The 16,567-nt window shown below is 73.1% G+C and carries 15 protein-coding genes; 7 read left to right on the forward strand and 8 right to left on the reverse strand.

Annotated features, from left to right (window positions below):
- Nucleotides 1–42 precede the first annotated feature (42 nt).
- The 3 genes from ACZ518_RS16915 (at nucleotide 43) to ACZ518_RS16925 (ending at nucleotide 4,155) form a co-directional block, all read left to right on the forward strand.
- Nucleotides 43–1,869, forward strand: coding sequence for an acyl-CoA dehydrogenase (locus ACZ518_RS16915; protein WP_469113799.1), 1,827 nt, complete (start codon nucleotides 43–45; stop codon nucleotides 1,867–1,869).
- A 157-nt stretch (nucleotides 1,870–2,026) separates the two neighbouring features.
- Nucleotides 2,027–2,761: a hypothetical protein gene (locus ACZ518_RS16920; protein ID WP_469113800.1), complete on the forward strand. Its 735-nt coding sequence runs from the start codon at nucleotides 2,027–2,029 to the stop codon at nucleotides 2,759–2,761.
- Nucleotides 2,762–2,862: 101 nt separating this feature from the next.
- Complete coding sequence (locus tag ACZ518_RS16925) at nucleotides 2,863–4,155, forward strand: M18 family aminopeptidase (protein WP_469113801.1); 1,293 nt, start codon at nucleotides 2,863–2,865, stop codon at nucleotides 4,153–4,155.
- 28 nt (nucleotides 4,156–4,183) lie between these two features.
- Here ACZ518_RS16925 and ACZ518_RS16930 read toward each other — a convergent pair whose 3' ends face one another.
- Both ACZ518_RS16930 and ACZ518_RS16935 read right to left on the reverse strand, forming a co-directional pair.
- A complete protein-coding gene (locus ACZ518_RS16930) occupies nucleotides 4,184–6,031 on the reverse strand; it encodes an NHL domain-containing thioredoxin family protein (protein WP_469113802.1) in 1,848 nt (615 codons plus the stop codon).
- Between the two features lie 80 nt (nucleotides 6,032–6,111).
- Nucleotides 6,112–6,960 carry an ATP-grasp domain-containing protein gene (locus ACZ518_RS16935; protein ID WP_469113803.1) on the reverse strand — a complete coding sequence of 283 codons (849 nt, stop codon included), beginning with the start codon at nucleotides 6,958–6,960 and terminating at the stop codon, nucleotides 6,112–6,114.
- 31 nt (nucleotides 6,961–6,991) lie between these two features.
- On the opposite strand from ACZ518_RS16935, the gene ACZ518_RS16940 reads away from it, so the two are divergent.
- Complete coding sequence (locus ACZ518_RS16940; protein ID WP_469113804.1) at nucleotides 6,992–7,498, forward strand: LURP-one-related/scramblase family protein; 507 nt, start codon at nucleotides 6,992–6,994, stop codon at nucleotides 7,496–7,498.
- Between the two features lie 19 nt (nucleotides 7,499–7,517).
- Here the strand turns inward: ACZ518_RS16940 and ACZ518_RS16945 are convergent, their stop codons facing one another.
- Nucleotides 7,518–8,303 carry a carbon-nitrogen family hydrolase gene (locus ACZ518_RS16945; RefSeq protein WP_469113805.1) on the reverse strand — a complete coding sequence of 262 codons (786 nt, stop codon included), beginning with the start codon at nucleotides 8,301–8,303 and terminating at the stop codon, nucleotides 7,518–7,520.
- 139 nt (nucleotides 8,304–8,442) lie between these two features.
- On the opposite strand from ACZ518_RS16945, the gene ACZ518_RS16950 reads away from it, so the two are divergent.
- Nucleotides 8,443–9,270 carry a maleylpyruvate isomerase family mycothiol-dependent enzyme gene (locus ACZ518_RS16950; protein ID WP_469113806.1) on the forward strand — a complete coding sequence of 276 codons (828 nt, stop codon included), beginning with the start codon at nucleotides 8,443–8,445 and terminating at the stop codon, nucleotides 9,268–9,270.
- Nucleotides 9,271–9,351: 81 nt separating this feature from the next.
- Here ACZ518_RS16950 and ACZ518_RS16955 read toward each other — a convergent pair whose 3' ends face one another.
- Both ACZ518_RS16955 and ACZ518_RS16960 read right to left on the reverse strand, forming a co-directional pair.
- Nucleotides 9,352–10,647: an MFS transporter gene (locus ACZ518_RS16955; RefSeq protein ID WP_469113807.1), complete on the reverse strand. Its 1,296-nt coding sequence runs from the start codon at nucleotides 10,645–10,647 to the stop codon at nucleotides 9,352–9,354.
- A complete protein-coding gene (locus ACZ518_RS16960) occupies nucleotides 10,644–11,369 on the reverse strand; it encodes a GntR family transcriptional regulator (protein WP_469113808.1) in 726 nt (241 codons plus the stop codon). Before ACZ518_RS16960 ends, ACZ518_RS16955 begins: the two co-directional genes overlap by 4 nt.
- 145 nt (nucleotides 11,370–11,514) lie before the next feature.
- Here ACZ518_RS16960 and ACZ518_RS16965 point away from each other — a divergent pair, with 145 nt between their 5' ends.
- Nucleotides 11,515–12,690, forward strand: coding sequence for a DUF418 domain-containing protein (locus tag ACZ518_RS16965; protein WP_469113809.1), 1,176 nt, complete (start codon nucleotides 11,515–11,517; stop codon nucleotides 12,688–12,690).
- Here the strand turns inward: ACZ518_RS16965 and ACZ518_RS16970 are convergent.
- The 3 genes from ACZ518_RS16970 to ACZ518_RS16980 all read right to left on the reverse strand — a co-directional run bounded on the left by ACZ518_RS16970 (nucleotide 12,674) and on the right by ACZ518_RS16980 (nucleotide 16,231).
- A complete protein-coding gene (locus ACZ518_RS16970; RefSeq protein WP_469113810.1) occupies nucleotides 12,674–13,000 on the reverse strand; it encodes a protease inhibitor I42 family protein in 327 nt (108 codons plus the stop codon). The two genes, ACZ518_RS16965 and ACZ518_RS16970, sit on opposite strands and share 17 nt — an antisense overlap.
- 19 nt (nucleotides 13,001–13,019) lie before the next feature.
- Complete coding sequence (locus ACZ518_RS16975) at nucleotides 13,020–14,903, reverse strand: C1 family peptidase (protein WP_469113811.1); 1,884 nt, start codon at nucleotides 14,901–14,903, stop codon at nucleotides 13,020–13,022.
- A gap of 122 nt (nucleotides 14,904–15,025) precedes the next feature.
- Entirely contained in the window at nucleotides 15,026–16,231 is a 1,206-nt protein-coding gene (locus tag ACZ518_RS16980) for an FAD-dependent monooxygenase (RefSeq protein ID WP_469113812.1), read from the reverse strand.
- A gap of 77 nt (nucleotides 16,232–16,308) precedes the next feature.
- Between ACZ518_RS16980 and ACZ518_RS16985 the strand changes: the two genes are divergently transcribed.
- Complete coding sequence (locus tag ACZ518_RS16985) at nucleotides 16,309–16,503, forward strand: hypothetical protein (RefSeq protein WP_469113813.1); 195 nt, start codon at nucleotides 16,309–16,311, stop codon at nucleotides 16,501–16,503.
- Nucleotides 16,504–16,567 lie beyond the last annotated feature (64 nt).

The raw sequence follows: 16,567 nt of genomic DNA on the forward strand, positions 1-16,567 counted from the left end.
TACGAGGAACCTGTCTCCCCGAGCCTTAACGGAGCCGTCGCCATGGGGCACTACAAGTCGAATCTCCGCGACATCGAGTTCAACCTCTTCGAGGTGCTCGGCCGCGACAAGCTGTACGGCACCGGCCCGTTCGGCGAGATGGACACCGAGACCGCCAAGAGCATCCTGTCCGAGATCGCCCGCCTCGCGGAGAACGAGCTCGCGGAATCCTTCGCGGACGCCGACCGCAACCCGCCGGTCTTCGACCCGGCCACCAACACCGCCCCGGTCCCGGCCTCCTTCAAGAAGTCCTACGAGGCCTTCATGGACTCGGAGTACTGGCGCCTGGGCCTGCCCGAGGAGATCGGCGGCACCACCTCGCCCCGCTCGCTCATCTGGGCCTACGCGGAGCTGCTCCTCGGCTCCAACCCGGCCATCTGGATGTACTCCTCCGGCCCGGCCTTCGCGGGCGTCCTCCACGAGGAGGGCAACGAGGCCCAGAAGCGCATCGCGCAGATCGCCGTGGAGAAGCGCTGGGGCTCCACCATGGTCCTCACCGAGCCGGACGCCGGCTCGGACGTGGGCGCCGGCCGCACCAAGGCCGTGAAGCAGGAGGACGGCTCCTGGCACATCGAGGGCGTGAAGCGCTTCATCACCTCCGGTGAGCACGACATGGAGGAGAACATCCTCCACTACGTCCTCGCCCGCCCCGAGGGCCACGGCCCGGGCACCAAGGGCCTGTCCCTCTTCCTCGTCCCGAAGTTCCACTTCGACTGGGAGACGGGCGAGCTGGGCGAGCGCAACGGCGTCTACGCCACCAACGTCGAGCACAAGATGGGCCTCAAGGCCTCCAACACGTGCGAGATGACCTTCGGCGACCAGCACCCCGCCAAGGGCTGGCTGATCGGCGACAAGCACGACGGCATCCGCCAGATGTTCATGATCATCGAGTTCGCCCGCATGATGGTCGGCACGAAGGCCATCGCGACGCTCTCGACGGGCTACCTGAACGCCCTGGAGTACGCCAAGGAGCGCGTGCAGGGCCCCGACCTCGCGAACTTCATGGACAAGTCCGCGCCCAAGGTCACCATCACGCACCACCCCGACGTGCGCCGCTCGCTGATGACGCAGAAGGCCTACGCCGAGGGCATGCGCGCCCTGGTGCTCTACACGGCCTCCGTCCAGGACGAGATCGCCGTCAAGCAGGCCGCCGGCGAGGACGCCTCCGCCGAGATCGGCCTCAACGACCTGCTCCTGCCGATCGTCAAGGGCTACGGCTCGGAGAAGTCCTACGAGCAGCTCGCCCAGTCCCTGCAGACCTTCGGCGGCTCCGGCTACCTGCAGGAGTACCCGATCGAGCAGTACATCCGCGACGCCAAGATCGACACCCTCTACGAGGGCACCACGGCCATCCAGGGCCAGGACTTCTTCTTCCGGAAGATCGTCCGCGACCAGGGCGCCTCGCTGAACATCCTCTCCGAGACGATCAAGAAGTTCCTCGCCGAGGGCCCCGGCGGCGAGGACCTCGCCCCCGCCCGCGACGCCCTCGCCAAGGCCGCCGTGGACCTGGAGGCCATCGTCGGCCAGATGATCGTGGACCTCACCGCCACCGGCGAGGACGTCAAGAACATCTACAAGGTCGGCCAGAACACCACCCGCCTGCTGATGGCCTCCGGTGACGTCGTCGTCGGATACCTGCTGCTCAAGGGCGCGGCCGTGGCCGCCGGGAAGCTGGCGGGCGCCTCCGCGAAGGACGCCGCCTTCTACACCGGCAAGATCGCCGCCGCGAAGTTCTTCGCCGGCCAGGTCCTGCCGGGCGTCTCGGTCCAGCGCGCGCTGGCCGAGGCCGTCGACAACTCCCTCATGGACCTCGACGAGGCCGCCTTCTAAGGAAACGCGCCCCGCCGACCAGCCTCCCCCAGCTACCGCTGGGGGCGCCCCCAGCGGTGTACGTACGCACAGTGGCCGGACCCTCCCTGTCGGGGGTCCGGCCACTGCTGTCGGACCGTTTCGGCCGTTGTCGGTGGTTCGTGGCACGCTCGTAGACATGAGTCCACAGGAGCAGCACGGCAGCAGGGGGTATTCCGTCCCCACGGGGCGCCCGTACGCCCTCAAGGAGCTCCAGGCGAACGTGGGCGCGCTCGGCGACCGGATCAAGGACCTCTACGACGGCGCCCACCCCGCCGAGTACGACCCCGTGGCCGACGCCCTGTACGTCGCCTTCCAGACGGCGGCGGGCCTGGCCCCCGCCAAGAGCTACACCGGCTGCCCCGAGCACCCCAACGGCGCCCTCGACCCCGAGGCGCCCGAGGGCTGGGGCCGCTGCCTCATCTGCAACGACCGCCGCCGCCTCGGCCGGCGCCTCCAGGGCGGCCGGGCCGCGGGCCCCGCCCCCGCAGGCGAGCAGCGGCGCCTCGGGTACCCCGTCCCCGAGCCCCCGTACACCCTCGACGTCCTGCGCCACTACCTGCGCGTGATCGACGAGCAGCGCTTCCACCTCACGCTCGGCTCCGCCGACCAGGACTTCGTGCGCATCGCGGACGACCTCCACCGCGCCTTCATCGTGGCCCGGGAACTGTCGCGGCCGCGCAACGCGTCGGGATGCTCCGAGCACCCCGGCGCACCGATCGACCCCGATGCCCCTCCGGGCGAGGCCTGTATCTTCTGCGCCGGACGCAAGAGACGCGCGCAGCGCCCGGCGCAGACCCCCGAGATGCTCCCGCGCATCCGCCGGGGCGAGCGCAGACAACTGCAGCGCAGATTCGAGCGTCCGCCGGGCTGAGAACGACGGGATCGCGGGGCAAACCCCCCGCGGTCCTCGTCCTTTCGGCTATCCGCCGCAGTCCGGCCAAGGCGAACACGACCGTCGTTAAGGTGAACCACATGAGCTCTCCCGCCCGCTTCGACCGCGGCCACACCGACGATCTGATGACCTACCTGACGGCCAGTCCGTCGCCGTACCACGCAGTGGCGAACGCGGCGGAGCGGCTGGAAAAGGCGGGCTTCAGGCAGCTGTCGGAATCGGACGCCTGGGACTCGGGCACGGGGGGCAGGTTCGTCCTGCGCGGCGGCGCGCTCATCGCCTGGTACGTGCCCGAGGGCGCGGCCGCGCACACCCCCTTCCGGATCATCGGCGCCCACACCGACTCCCCCAACCTGCGGGTCAAGCCCGTACCGGACACGGGCTCGCAGGGCTGGCGCCAGGTCGCGGTGGAGATCTACGGCGGGACCCTGCTCAACACCTGGCTCGACCGCGACCTCGGCCTCGCGGGGCGGCTGACCCTGCGCGACGGCACCGAGCGCCTGGTGAACGTGGACCGCGCGCTGCTGCGCGTCCCGCAGCTCGCCGTGCACCTCGACCGGTCGGTCAACACCGACGGGCTCAAGCTCGACAAGCAGCGGCACATGCAGCCGATCTGGGGCCTGGGCGAGGCCCGCGAGGGCGACCTGATCGCCTTCCTGGAGGAGGAAGAGGGCCTGCCGCAGGGCTCGGTGGCCGGCTGGGACCTGATGGTCCACTCGATCGAGCCGCCCGCCTACCTCGGCCGCGACCGCGAGCTGCTGGCCGGCCCGCGCATGGACAACCTGCTGTCGGTGCACGCCGGTGTCGCGGCCCTCGCCGCGGTCTCCACCTCCGAGGGCCTGGACCACATCCCGGTGCTGGCGGCCTTCGACCACGAGGAGAACGGCTCCCAGTCGGACACCGGCGCCGACGGCCCCCTCCTGGGCAACGTGCTGGAACGTTCAGTCTTCTCGCGCGGCGGCACGTACGAGGACAAGGCCCGCGCCTTCGCCGGCACCATCTGCCTCTCCTCGGACACCGGGCACGCGGTCCACCCCAACTACTCCGAGCGGCACGACCCTTCGCACCACCCCCGCGCCAACGGCGGCCCCATCCTGAAGGTCAACGTCAACCAGCGCTACGCCACCGACGGCAGCGGCCGCGCGGTGTTCGCGGCCGCCTGCGAGCGGGCCGGGGTGCCGTGGCAGACCTTCGTCTCCAACAACTCCATGCCGTGCGGCACCACGATCGGCCCGATCACCGCCGCCCGCCACGGCATCCAGACCGTGGACATCGGCGTGGCGATCCTGTCGATGCACTCGGCCCGCGAACTCTGCGGCTCCGACGACCCGTTCCTCCTCGCGAACGCCCTGCTGGCGTTCCTGGAGGGCTGACGACAGCCCTCCAGGCCCGGCCGCCCCGTCAGGCGTCCATGCCCGCCAGCACCAGCGGCAGGCGCGCCGCGCCCGCGGCCGTGACCACGACCGGGACGCCCCAGTCCTGCTGGTGGACGTGGCAGGCCGGGTACTCGTTGGCCTCCTCGGCGGAGCTGTCGTCGCAGGACGCGGCCATCGCCGAGACGTGCAGCACCCCTTCGGTGACGGCGGGGTTCAGCACCAGGTCCCGGAACAGGTCCGTACCGGCCCCCTCGCCCTCCGCCAGCAGCTCCGGCGGGGTCGAGGAGACCAGCAGCCGGGTGGAGGGGCCGTAGCGGGTGTCGAGCTTCTGGCCGGCCGGGGCCTGGAAGACCACGTCCAGGCGGAGCGTGCCGGGGGCCACCTCGGTGGCCGCCCGCTGGGTGCGGTGGGCGACCGCGTCCACGCGTACGGCCTCCTCCGGGAGCCGCAGGCGGGTCAGCCGGTGCCGGGCGGACTCCACGACCACGATGTCCTCGCCGGCCAGCACGGCGGCGCTGGGCTCGCGCAGGTCGGTGGCGAGGGTGGACACCTGCCCGGTGGCCGGGTCGTAGCGCCGCAGGGCGTGGTTGTACGTGTCGCAGACCGCGACCGAGCCGTCCGGCAGCGCGGTCACCCCCAGCGGGTGCTGGAGCAGCGCCTGGGCGGCGTCGCCGTCCCTGTGCCCGAAGTCGAACAGCCCGGTCCCGACGGCGGACCGCACGGCGTACCCGTCCTCCCCCTCACGCTCCACGTACCGCAGGGCGCTGGTCTCGGAGTCGGCGATCCACAGCCGGTCCCCGGCGGCCGCGAGCCCGGACGGCTGCGCGAACCAGGCCTCGGCGGCGGGCCCGTCGACGAGCCCCTCGTTCGTCGTCCCGGCGGCGACCCCGACGGTGCCCGTCTCCGGGTCCCAGGTCCACAGCTGGTGCACCCCGGCCATGGCGATCCACACGCGGCCCTGCCACCAGGCGACGTCCCACGGCGAGGACAGGTCCACCTCCAGCGCCGGCCCGGAGGTCGGGGACCCCTGCCACCACTGGCGCCCGGTCCCGGCGACGGTCTCGACGGCGCCCGTCTCCGGGTCGAACACCCGCAGCGCGTGGTTGACGGTGTCGGCGACCACGACCCGCCCGTCCGGCAGCAGCGCGAGCCCCTGCGGCTCGCTGAAGGCGTCCGGCCCGAAGCCGCGTTCGCCGCTGCCGATCCGCCGTACGACGGTCTCCCCGTCGGCTTCCAGCTCCACCAGCTGGTGCCGCGTGGAGTCGGACACCAGCAGGTTCCCGGAGGGCAGCACGAGCGCCTTGCCGGGGAAGCGCAGGTCGGTGGCGACGGGCTCGGGTGCCACGTAGGGCCCGTCCCCGCGCCGCAGGGTCCCCTTGGCCTCGTGCTCGGCCTCCAGCTCCTCGACGAGTCGCGCGATGGCGTGCGCGTGCCCCTCACCGGCGTGCTGCGCGACGACGTACCCCTCGGGGTCGATCACCACGAGCGTGGGCCAGGCCCGCACGGCGTACTGCTTCCACGTCGCGAGCTCGGGGTCGTCGAGCACGGGGTGGTGCACCTCGTACCGCTCGACGGCGTCGACGACGGCGGCGTGCTCGGCCTCGTGGACGAACTTCGGCGAGTGCACGCCGATGATCACCACGGTGTCCCGGTGCTTCTCCTCCAGTTCCCGCAGCTCGTCGAGGACGTGCAGGCAGTTGATGCAGCAGAACGTCCAGAAATCCAAGATCACTACGCGTCCTCGCAGGTCAGCGAGGGTGAGGTCCTTCCCGCCGGTGTTCAGCCAGCCCCCCTTGCCGATCAGCTCGGGGGCACGGACACGGGCACGGCGGGGCGCGGGCGCGGGGGTGGGCGCCGGGGCAGCATCGTTCATCCTTCAAGCTTGCCATCCCGTCCTCCCGCCCTCCCGGCCGCACGGGCTCCCGGGCGGGCGCCTGACGGCACCGGCGGGCTCTAGGAGGGGTCGGCGGAGGGGCCGGCGGAGAGGTCGGCGAAGGCGCGCAGCGAGCGGACCAGGGCGGCCACGAAGGAGTCCCGGACCGGTTCCGGGAGGAGGTCCAGGGACAGGTACGGGTTGAGGTCCTCCAGCTCGACCAGCAGGAGTTCCCCGGACGGGGCCCGGCAGGCGTCCACGCGCTGGATGCCGTGGCCGAGGGTGTTCCAGTCGATGAAGCGGCGGGCGAAGGCCAGGTCCCCGGGGGTCGGCTCGTACGGGGTGAGCTCCCAGCGGCGGGCGGGGTCCGGGGCGTACAGGGCGTACTGGAAGGCGTCGTCGACGAAGTAGAAGGACACCTCGTACGCGAAGTCGATCCGCGGCTGGATCAGGACCTCACCCGCCGGGCCGGACGGGGTGGCGGTGAAGGTGAGGCCGATGGAGTCGGCGCCCTGCTTGGGCTTGACCGCGTACGTGGCGGTGCGCGGCAGGCGGTGGAGGTGCGCCGGGTCGTCCACCGTGGGGATCACGGGGTACCCGGCGGCCGTGAGGTCGAGGAGGTACTGCTTGCCGGCCATGTCGGCGCGGCCGGTGAGCGGGTTGTAGACGGGCGTTCCGGCGGCGAGGGCGGCGGCGCGGAAGTCGTCGTAGGCCTGCTGGTAGCCGAGGACCGGGCCGCTGTTGCGGACGACGACGGCGTCGAAGCCCGGCATGAGGGCCCGCGCCTCCAGCGGGTGGCACAGCGCCAGGTCGAAGTGCTCGCGCAGGCGGGCGGTGAGGAATATGTCCTCGTCGCAGTAGCGGCGGCCGCGCGCGGGGTAGGCGAGGTCGGTCACGTAGAGGAGGCGGGTGCGGGGCTTCGTCGGCATGCGGCAAAGCTATCCGGGCAACGATCAGCGCATGAAATACCTCGTTCGGGACAAACTGCTGGCCATCGGGGACGACTACTGGATCGAGGACGAGGACGGCCGGCACGCCTTCCTCGTCGACGGGAAGGCGCTGCGCTTCCGCGACACCCTGGAGCTGAAGGATCCGCAGGGGCGGATCCTGCTCACCCTGCGGGAGAAGCTCTTCACCCTGCGGGACGCGATGACCCTGGAGCGCGACGGGGTCCGACTCGCGGTGGTCCGGCGCAAGCGGCTCTCGCTGCTGCGCAACCACTTCCGCGTGACCATGGCCGAGGGGACCGAACTCGACGTCAGCGGGCGGATCCTGGACCGCGAGTTCAAGGTCGAGTACGAGGGCGAGCTGCTCGCGCTGGTGTCCCGGCAGTGGTACCGGATCCGCGAGACGTACGCCGTCGACGCGGTCCGGGAGGACGCGGACGCGGCGCTGCTGGTGGCGCTCGCCGTCTGCGTGATCAGAATGGCCGAGAAGGAGCGGGAGGACGGGGACTCCGACGGGTGAGGCCGGAGCCCCCGGAGGGCTACGGGTGGCGGCCCAGGGTGCGGTCCTTCAGGGCCGGGAACTGCTCCCTGGTGTCGGCGACCTTCGCCGGGTCCAGGTCCACCGTCAGCACGGCCTCGCCCGGGCCCGCCTCCGCCAGCACCTCGCCCCAGGGGTCCACCACCAGGCTGTGCCCGGACTGTTCGACGCCCGCGTGCGTACCGGCCGTCGCGCAGGCCAGTACGTACGACTGGTCCTCGACCGCCCGTGCCCGGTTCAGCAGGGTCCAGTGCTCGCGCCGCCGGGCCGGCCAGCCCGCGGAGACGACCATCGTGGTGGCGCCCGCGTCGACGAGTCCGCGGAACAGTTCGGGGAAGCGCAGGTCGTAGCAGGTGGCGAGGCCGAGGGTCTGCTCCGGCAGGGCCACCGTCGTCAGGGAGTCCCCGGCGGACATCAGCACGGCCTCGCCCTGGTCGAAGCCGAAGCGGTGGATCTTGCGGTAGGTGGCGGCGAGCTCGCCGGACGGGGAGAGCACGAGCGCGGTGTTGTAGAGCGAGCCGTCGCCGGCGCGCTCCACGACCGAGCCCGCGTGCAGCCAGACCCCCGCGTCGCCCGCCGCCTTGGACATGGCCGCGAAGGTCGGGCCGTCCAGGGGCTCGGCCTCCGTCTCGAACTGCTCGTAGGCGAAGGCGCCCACCGTCCACAGTTCGGGCAGCACGACGAGATCGGAGCCGCTCTGCTCCCTGACGAGTTCGGCGGCCCGCTGCCGCCGGGAAGCCACCGACTCCCCATCGTTCACCGCGATTTGGATCAGCGAGGCGCGCACACTACCACCGTCCTGGCATGTCAGCCGGTCAAGTCAAGGCCTACGATCGTCACACGAAAGCGCTGTCGGGGTGCTCATCGGCAGCGTAGTTTTGGGAATAGTCCACAACGCGCCACTGAACAGCCAGCGAGGGGTCCCGTTGACCGTCCATCCCAGCCTTGAGCCCTATGCCGACGCGTGGACGCATTCCATCGAGGCGATAACCGAGCTGGTACTCCCCCTCCCGGAGGCCCAGTGGAACCTGCCCACGCCCTGCCCCGGCTGGTCCGTGCGCGACATCGTCTCCCACCTCATCGGCCTGGAGCTGGAACAGCTCGGCGACCCGCGGCCGATCCACACCCTGCCGCGCGATCTGCGGCACGTGGTGGACGAGTTCACCCGGTACATGGAGGTGCCGGTTGACGTCCGCCGCCACCACACCGCCCCGGAGATGACCTCGGAGCTGGAGTACACGGTCATCCGCCGCCAGCGCCAGCTGCGCAACGAGAAGCGTGATCCGGCCACCACGATGGTGCGCGGGCCGCAGGGCAACCAGATCACGCTGGAGTTCGCGCTGCGGCTGCGCGCCTTCGACACCTGGATCCACGAGCAGGACCTGCGGGCGGCACTGGGCGTCCCCGGGAACTGGGACTCGCCGGGCGCGTTCGTGGCGCGGGACATCCTCCTCGCCGGGCTGCCGAAGGTGGTCGCGAAGGGCGCGGGCGCGCCGCCGAACTCGGCCGTGGTCATCGACGTGCACGGGCCGGTGGAGTTCCTGCGGACGGTGCGGGTGGACGCGGCGGGCCGGGCCACCCTCGACAAGACCCCCTCGCTGGGCCCGGACGTGTCGCTGGGCATGGACTGGGAGACGTACGTACGGCTCGCCGCGGGCCGGGTCCGGCCGCACACCGTCGCCGACCGGCTGAAGGTGGAGGGCGACGCCGAGTTGGCGACCGCCGTCCTCGGGGCGTTCGCCGTGACTCCGTAGACGGGACTCCGTAGAACCGCCGCCCGCACCTGGGCGTCCCCCTCTTCACGCGCGAACGCGCGGTGTCCCGAGGGAGGCTGCTCAGGTGTGGGCCAGGTTGTCGGCCGCCGCGGTGCCGGCGGCCGTAGGGACGGCGAGGGCCTCGCGTTCGCGGGCCAGGGCGCGGGGCGCGAGCCGCAGGACCTGGGTGAGGCCGAGCAGCTCCACCACGAACACCGACGAGAAGGCGGTCCGGTAGTCGTCCCCGGTGGCGTCGAGCAGGACGCCGACCGCCAGCAGGGTGGTCATGGAGGCGAGGAAGCCGCCCATGTTGGTGATGCCGGACGCGGTGCCCTGCCGTTCGGCGGGGTTCGCGGGCCGGGCGAAGTCGAAGCCGATCATCGAGGCGGGCCCGCAGGTGCCGAGCACCACGCAGAGCGTGACCAGCAGCCACATCGGGGCCCGGTCGCCGGGGTACACCAGGACGGAGGCCCACAGCAGGGCCGTGACGCCGACCGTGCCCAGTGCCAGCGGGAGCCGGGCGCCCGGCCGGCGGCCGATGAGCTGCCCGTAGACCAGGCCGAAGCCCATGTTCGCGGCGACGACCAGGGTCAGCAGCCCGCCCGCGGTGGTCCGTGACAGCCCTTGCGCCTCGACCAGGAAGGGCATGCCCCACAGCAGCAGGAAGACCATCGCGGGGAACTGGGTGGTGAAGTGCACCCACAGGCCGAGCCGGGTGCCGGGCTCGCGCCAGGAGTCACGGATCTGACGGCGTACGAAGCCCCCCGCGCCCCGGGTGACGGGTGCCGGGCCCTGCCCCTCGGGGTGGTCGCGCAGGAACAGCACGAGCGGGACGAGGACGATCAGCCCCGCCACCGCGCTGCCCGCGAAGGCCGGCACCCAGCCGAGGCCGTGCAGTACGGGCGCCAGCACCAGGGTGGAGACCAGGTTGCCCGCCATGCCCACGAGCCCGGCCAGCTGCGCCATCAGCGGTCCGCGCCGGGCGGGGAACCAGCGGGTGCCGAGCCGGAGCACGGAGATGAAGGTCATCGCGTCGCCGCAGCCCAGCAGGGCGCGGGCGGCCAGCGCCATGCCGTACGAGGGTGAGAGGGCGAAGCCGATCTGCCCGGCGGTGAAGAGGACGGCGCCCAGCGTCAGCACCTTCTTGGTGCCGAGACGGTCGACCATCAGGCCGACGGGGACCTGCATGCCGGCGTAGACCAGCAGCTGGAGGAGGGAGAAGGTGGACAGGGCCGAGGCGTTGACGTGGAAGCGGTCCGCCGCCTCCAGGCCGGCGACGCCCAGGCTGGTGCGGAAGATGACGGCGACGAAGTAGACGGCGACGCCTATGCACCAGACGGCGACGGCCTTGCGGCCGCCGGGCGGCTCGGCGGTCATCGGGCCCCACCGCCGTCACGGGCGTCACGGGCGTCACGGGCGTCGCCGGCTCCGGCACTGGCACCGCCGCCGGCACCGCCACCGCCCCGCACCAGTGCGCCGACCCGGCCCACGTGGCCGCGTACGGCCGCGGCGGCCGCCTCCGCGTCCCCGGCGCGCAGGGCGTCCAGGATCTCGGCGTGCTCGTCGAGGGTGCGCTCCACCCGGTCGGGGTGGGCGTGCAGCAGGGCCACGCCCATCCGCAGCTGCCGGTCGCGGAGCTGGTCGTAGAGCCGGCTGAGGATCTCGTTCCCGGCGTGGCGGACGATCTCGGCGTGGAAGCACCGGTCGGCGGTGGTCATCGCGGCGAGGTCGCCCCGGTCCGCGTACAGCCGCAGCTCCGCCAGCAGTTCCGTGAGCCGCTCCAGCAGCGCGGGCGGGGCCGGCACGGCCCTGCGCACGGTGAACTCCTCGACCAGCAGCCGGGTCTCGACCACGTCGGCGATCTCCTGCGCGGAGACCGGCAGCACCAGCGCGCCCTTCTTCGGGTAGAGCCGCAGCAGGCCCTCGGTCTCCAGCCGCAGCAGGGCCTCGCGGACCGGGGTGCGGGAGACGCCGACGGCCCCGGCGAGCTCGCCCTCGGTGAGCAGGGTCCCGCCCTCGTAGCGCCGGTCCAGTACGCCCTCCTTGACGTGCCGGTAGACGCGGTCGGCGGCGGTGGTGACGCGGGTGGCTGATGGCATGCGCACAGGATAGATACATGAAGGGTGCAACGATCCTCCCGTCCGCGATGTGGACGCCGGGCGCCCACGGCTGCATCGAAGGATGTAGCCCGCGTTCCTCCACCGGCAGGACGAAGCGGGCCGTCCGCCCCGGGAATCTGGAGGCATGGCCGACATCCTCCTCACACCCCGCGCGGACACGACCGCGGCCCGGCTGCCCCTGCTCGACGTCCTGCGCGGCGCCGCGATCCTCGGCACGCTCATGACCAACGTCTGGATCTTCGCCTCGCCCGGCTCCGAGTGGAGCGTCCTCCAGGGCGGCCTGAGCCTGCCCGACCCGATCGCCGACCCCTCCGCCGCCACCATCGCCGAGACCGCCTTCCGCTTCCTGGCCGACGGCAAGTTCCTCTCCCTGCTGACGGTCCTGTTCGGCGTGGGCCTGGCCATCCAGTTCGACTCCGCCGCCCGCCGGGGCGAGCCGTGGCCCGGGCGCTACCCGCGGCGGGCCGCGTTCCTCTTCCTGGAGGGGACCGTCCACTTCGTCCTGGTCTTCGCCTGGGACGTGCTGATGGGGTACGCCGTCACCGCGCTGCTGGTGGCCTGGCTGCTGGCCCGCTCCGAGCGGGTGCGGCGGGTCGCGATGTGGGTCGCGGCCGGCGTCCACCTGACGCTGGTCGCCCTGGTGACCCTCGGCGACGCGGTCACCCCGGACACCCCCAAGACCCCGGATCCGGAGGCCGTCCGGCTCTACGCGCACGGCAGCTGGGCCGAGCAGATCGGCTTCCGGCTCGACAACGCCCTCGCACTGCGCATCGAGCCCGTCTTCACCTTCGGGATGCTGGTGTTCCTCTTCCTCCTCGGCGTCCGCCTCCACCGCGCCGGCGCCTTCGGCCCGACCGCCGCCGGGCGCCGGATCCGCGGCCGGATGGCCGCCTGGGGACTCGGCCTCGGGCTGCCGCTGGGCATCGCCGCCGAGCTGGCCGGCCCCGACTTCTTCGTCCTGGGCCGCTACGGCATCGCCCCGCTCGTCGCCGTCGGGTACATGGGCCTGATCGCGTGGGCCCTCGACCGGTTCGCCGTCCCCGGCGCGGCGGCGCTCGGCTCCGTCGGGCGCACGGCCCTGTCCTGCTACGTCGGCCAGAACCTGCTGTGCGTACTGCTCTGCTACGGCTTCGGGCTCGGGCTGGCGGAGCGGTTCGGCGGGAGCGGGCCGTGGTGGGTGATGGGCCTGTGGGCGGCGGTGAGCCTGGTCCTGGTCGCCGCGTCCCGGCTGTGGCTGCGGCGCTTCGGCCGGGGCCCGCTGGAGGCCGTGCAGCACTGGGCGCTCAGGACCCGCCGGTGACCTCGACGTCCAGGACGAACTCGTCGTAGGGGGCCTCCTCGGGGTAGGGCGGCCGGATCTGCGCGAAGCGGATCCTGGCCCGCCCGCCCGGACAGCGGCCGCGCACCACGTACGTCCGGGCCAGCGGGGCGCCGGGCTCCGCGGACGGGGGCGGGGACGGGGGCGGGGACGGGTCCGGCACTTCCGCCACGGAGACGGCGTCGGCGTTCCCGCTGACCTGCCAGGTCCACACGTACCCGCGCGCCCCGCGCCCGGTGAGCCGCAGCTCGTACGACTCCCCGGCACGCAGCGCGATGCCGCGAACCTCCACCGGCAGCCTCCCTCGTGGTTCACGCCGGCCCGATCACCGCGCCCTCGTGCCAGCCGGCGCCGTCGCGCCAGTAGTGCTGGAGCAGCCGGTCGGTGCGCAGCACGAGGACTTCCAGGTTGAACCCGAAGCTGCCCTGGAGCATCCCGGTGACGGCGAGCGCGTCGTGCCCGAAGACCGCGCTGCGGGCCCAGGGCGCGCCGGCCGCGTTCCCCCGCCACCAGTGCTCGATCCGGCCGTCGGCGCCGGCCACGCACAGCTCGTAGTTCCCGGCGGTGTCCTCGTCGGCGGCCCCGTACTGGCCCTCGATCAGGCAGGGCGCGGAGTTGACGCGGCTGCCGAAGACCTCCCCGGCCCGCCAGACGAACCCGTTGGGGTCGTCGCGCCACCACAGCTGCATCCGGCCGTCGGTGCGGGCGGCGACCAGGTCGAGGGTGCGGGAGCGGGTCTGCACGAGGGCGGGGCCGTAGTGGGCGATGCCGGAGGCGAAGCGGCCGCCGTCGTTCCAGGTCCAGGGGGCACCGTTGATCCGCCACCAGTGGTTGAGGCGGCCGTCGGCGGTGCGGACGACCACCTCGAAGTTGCCGGGCTTGCCGTAGTCGCTCTGGACGAAGGCCGGGGTCGAGCCGATGGCCGCGTCGCCCGGGCCGAAGGCGCCGCCGTCGCGCCAGACGCCGACGGCCTGCTCGTAGTACCAGTGCCGCAGCCGGCCGCCGGTGGTGACGTGCAGGGACTCCATGTTCCGGTTGTAGGTGGAACCGGTGAACGCGGGCTGGCCCGAGGCGTCGGAGGCGAAGGTCCGGCCCCGGGCCCAGGCGAAGGGCGCGTCGCCCTCGCGCCACCAGTGCTGGAGCCGGCCGCCGCCGGCGGTCGCCGCCATCTCGAAGTTGCGGTGGGCCCGGCCGTTGCCGCTCTCGTAGACGCTGCCCGCGTGCAGGCGGCGCTTGCTCCAGGGGTCGATGTTGGTGCCGCGCAGGCCGCACTTGGCCCAGTAGTCGATGTTGACCTCGCCGTACGCGATCCGGCCGTAGCCGCCGACGTGGTAGCCGGGCCCCCAGGAGTTCTTGAACAGCCAGCAGCCGGCCGCGTCGTCGTAGCCGACGACCAGTACGCAGTGCCCGCCGGCCAGTCGGTCGCTGGTGCGGTGGTACACCCCCGCCCCCAGCCCGAAGAAGTCGTCGTAGACGTCGAAGCAGGCGGTCAGCGGGCCGACCGTGTCCAGCCACACCTTCTGCTGCTCGACGTCGCCGAGCCGTACGTAGTCACCGATGCGGACGGTCCGGCCCGAGCGGTCCCAGCTGGGCGTGTACTCGGCGCGCCAGGCGTCGCGCCGCTCGGCCGGGAGGCCGGGGGGCGGGGTGCTGTACGGCCAGCAGTCCGGGTCGGCGAGGCCGCCGTTGTCCTTGATCCAGTCGAGGGCGGTCTCCGGGTTGCCCCCCTGCCCGCAGGTGGACTTCAGTCCGTCGTGGACGTCGCCCTCGGAGCGCTTCGCCCATACGTCGTGCTCGATCCGGGCCATCGACTCGACGAGCCCGGCCGCGCCGAAGGCCCAGCAGGAGCCGCAGGGGTTCTGGTCCTTGACCTTCGTCAGCCAGGGCCAGCCCCAGCGGCCGCGCCAGTCGACGGCGGCGGGCCTCCCCGGCGCCGGCCCCGTCCCGGCCAGCAGCCCGTTGGCGGCGCGCCGCCGGGTCAGGTGCGGGTTGCCGCTCGTCCTCCCCACGAGCGCCCGCAGGTCCACGGAGCCCGCCTCGGCGGCGGGCGTCAGGTTGACCCCCGGCTCCAGGCCGAGCGCGGGCCTCGGCACGGGTTCCGCGTCCGCCAGGTGCTCGCTGACGGTCCACCGCGCCCCGTGCTCCATGAGCTGCGCCCGCAGCTCCCCCACCGTCTGGACAGACTCCTCCGGCATCCCCGGCCCCCCAGCTGCAACCCTCGGTCGTGAGCCCGGGGAGCGTCTCCCCGCCGCCTCCCCCCGTCAAGGGGGGCCGGGCGGTCGCGCGGTGGCACGGGGGTCGTACGCGGGTTCGGAACCTACGGGGTCATGGCCTGGCCCCCGATACCCGCGGCCCCGCCCAACTGGCCGTGCCACCACGCCTCGACCTCGCCCCCGCTCATCCGCCCCCACTCCGGCGTCCGCTCCACCTGCGCCCGCCCCAGCCGCCGCGCCAGCGCGACCAGCTCCCGCCCGGCCGCGCCCCTGGCCGCCTGGTAGTCGCGCAGCAGCTCCTCCCACGTGCCCGCCCCGGCCCACGCCGCCCCGAAGGCGGTGGCGTCCTGGAGCGCCTTCGCGGCGCCGCTGGTGTTGTGCGGGCGCACCACCGTGGCGGCGTCCCCGGCGAGGAGGAGCCGGCCGGCGGTGGTGCTCGCGGTCTCCAGGTCGTAGATGGGCTGCACGAAGGTGTCGGCCGGGTCGGTGAGGCCCAGCGCCCGGCCCCAGTACGGCGGGAACTCCCGCTCCAGCAACGCCCGCAGGTGGTCCAGCAGTTCGGGGGTCAGCGCGCCCGGCGGGAAGCTGGTGGGGTCGTCGAAGCGCAGCCGCCCGTCCGGCGGGGGCGGCGCGTACAGCACCCAGTTCACGCGGGGTCCGTCCGGCCCGGGGATCCGGTAGATCACGCAGCTCCCGCCGGGGAAGCACACGGTGGTGACCGCCTCGGGGAAGGACTCCTCCCCGTCCAGCAGCCCCGCGTCGAAGTTCCCCCGCCAGCACACGTACCCGGCGTAGTGCGGCCGCGCCCCCGGGGCCACCGCCTCCCGCACCACCGACCGGTACCCGTCCGCGCCGACGGCCAGGTCGTACCGCTCGACGGAGCCGTCCCCGAGCCGCACCTCGGCCGCGCCCCCGTCCCCGGCGACCCCGGTGACGGCCACGCCCTGCCGGTACACGACCTCCTGCGGCGTCGCCTCGCGCAGCCCGCGCCACAGCAGTCCCCAGTGGTACGAGTGGAACGGGAACGGCTGCTCCCAGATCATCCGCCCGCCCGGCCCGGCCTCCGGATCCCGCACCACCCACCGCCGGCGCAGCAACCGGTGCGCGGGGATCCCGCCGGGCAGCGCCCCGGCGGCGGCCAGTTCGGCGGCGCGCCCGTCGTGCACGCACAGGCCGACCCCGCGGTCCGCGAGCCGCCCGCGCGTGCGCTCCAGTACGACGACCCCGTCGGCCCCGGCCCGTACCGCGGCGGAGGCGAACGCGCACCCCGCGATGCTCCCGCCGACCACCGCTACCGTCCCGCCCCGCATAACAGCCCCCTACCGCAGCCGAGTTGCCCTGGGACGACCACCGTAGTGGGCGGACCGGCCACGGGTGGGCGTTAGCGATGCGTGAGTCGAACGTCAGCGGCACCGACCAGCATGAATCCGGTCAGCGCAGGTCAACCGACCTGCGCGACGGCACCCATCGAATCCTCAATCCCCACAGGGAGCAGCAGATGAAGATGATCATGGCGCTGGTGAAGAAGTTCAAGAAGGACGAGGAGCTCGCCAACCACGCGTGGGTGCTGCACGTCATCTGACCCACCCCAGTCGGCGCGGGACGCGGCATCCCCCTGTCGCGTCCCGCGCGCCGGCGCCCCACGT

The organism is Streptomyces sp. NPDC033966, from assembly GCF_055575955.1.

What these genes read in the sequence shown, in the direction of transcription:
- ACZ518_RS16940 (WP_469113804.1), top strand. Translation starts at nt 6,992, where the DNA reads ATGAAATACCTCGTTCGGGACAAACTGCTGGCCATCGGGGACGACTAC.
- ACZ518_RS16965 (WP_469113809.1), top strand. Translation starts at nt 11,515, where the DNA reads ATGGCCGACATCCTCCTCACACCCCGCGCGGACACGACCGCGGCCCGG.
- ACZ518_RS16975 (WP_469113811.1), bottom strand. Translation starts at nt 14,903, where the DNA reads ATGCCGGAGGAGTCTGTCCAGACGGTGGGGGAGCTGCGGGCGCAGCTC.
- ACZ518_RS16920 (WP_469113800.1), top strand. Translation starts at nt 2,027, where the DNA reads ATGAGTCCACAGGAGCAGCACGGCAGCAGGGGGTATTCCGTCCCCACG.
- ACZ518_RS16980 (WP_469113812.1), bottom strand. Translation starts at nt 16,231, where the DNA reads ATGCGGGGCGGGACGGTAGCGGTGGTCGGCGGGAGCATCGCGGGGTGC.
- ACZ518_RS16935 (WP_469113803.1), bottom strand. Translation starts at nt 6,960, where the DNA reads ATGCCGACGAAGCCCCGCACCCGCCTCCTCTACGTGACCGACCTCGCC.
- ACZ518_RS16925 (WP_469113801.1), top strand. Translation starts at nt 2,863, where the DNA reads ATGAGCTCTCCCGCCCGCTTCGACCGCGGCCACACCGACGATCTGATG.
- ACZ518_RS16955 (WP_469113807.1), bottom strand. Translation starts at nt 10,647, where the DNA reads ATGACCGCCGAGCCGCCCGGCGGCCGCAAGGCCGTCGCCGTCTGGTGC.
- ACZ518_RS16985 (WP_469113813.1), top strand. Translation starts at nt 16,309, where the DNA reads ATGCGTGAGTCGAACGTCAGCGGCACCGACCAGCATGAATCCGGTCAG.
- ACZ518_RS16930 (WP_469113802.1), bottom strand. Translation starts at nt 6,031, where the DNA reads ATGAACGATGCTGCCCCGGCGCCCACCCCCGCGCCCGCGCCCCGCCGT.
- ACZ518_RS16915 (WP_469113799.1), top strand. Translation starts at nt 43, where the DNA reads ATGGGGCACTACAAGTCGAATCTCCGCGACATCGAGTTCAACCTCTTC.
- ACZ518_RS16960 (WP_469113808.1), bottom strand. Translation starts at nt 11,369, where the DNA reads ATGCCATCAGCCACCCGCGTCACCACCGCCGCCGACCGCGTCTACCGG.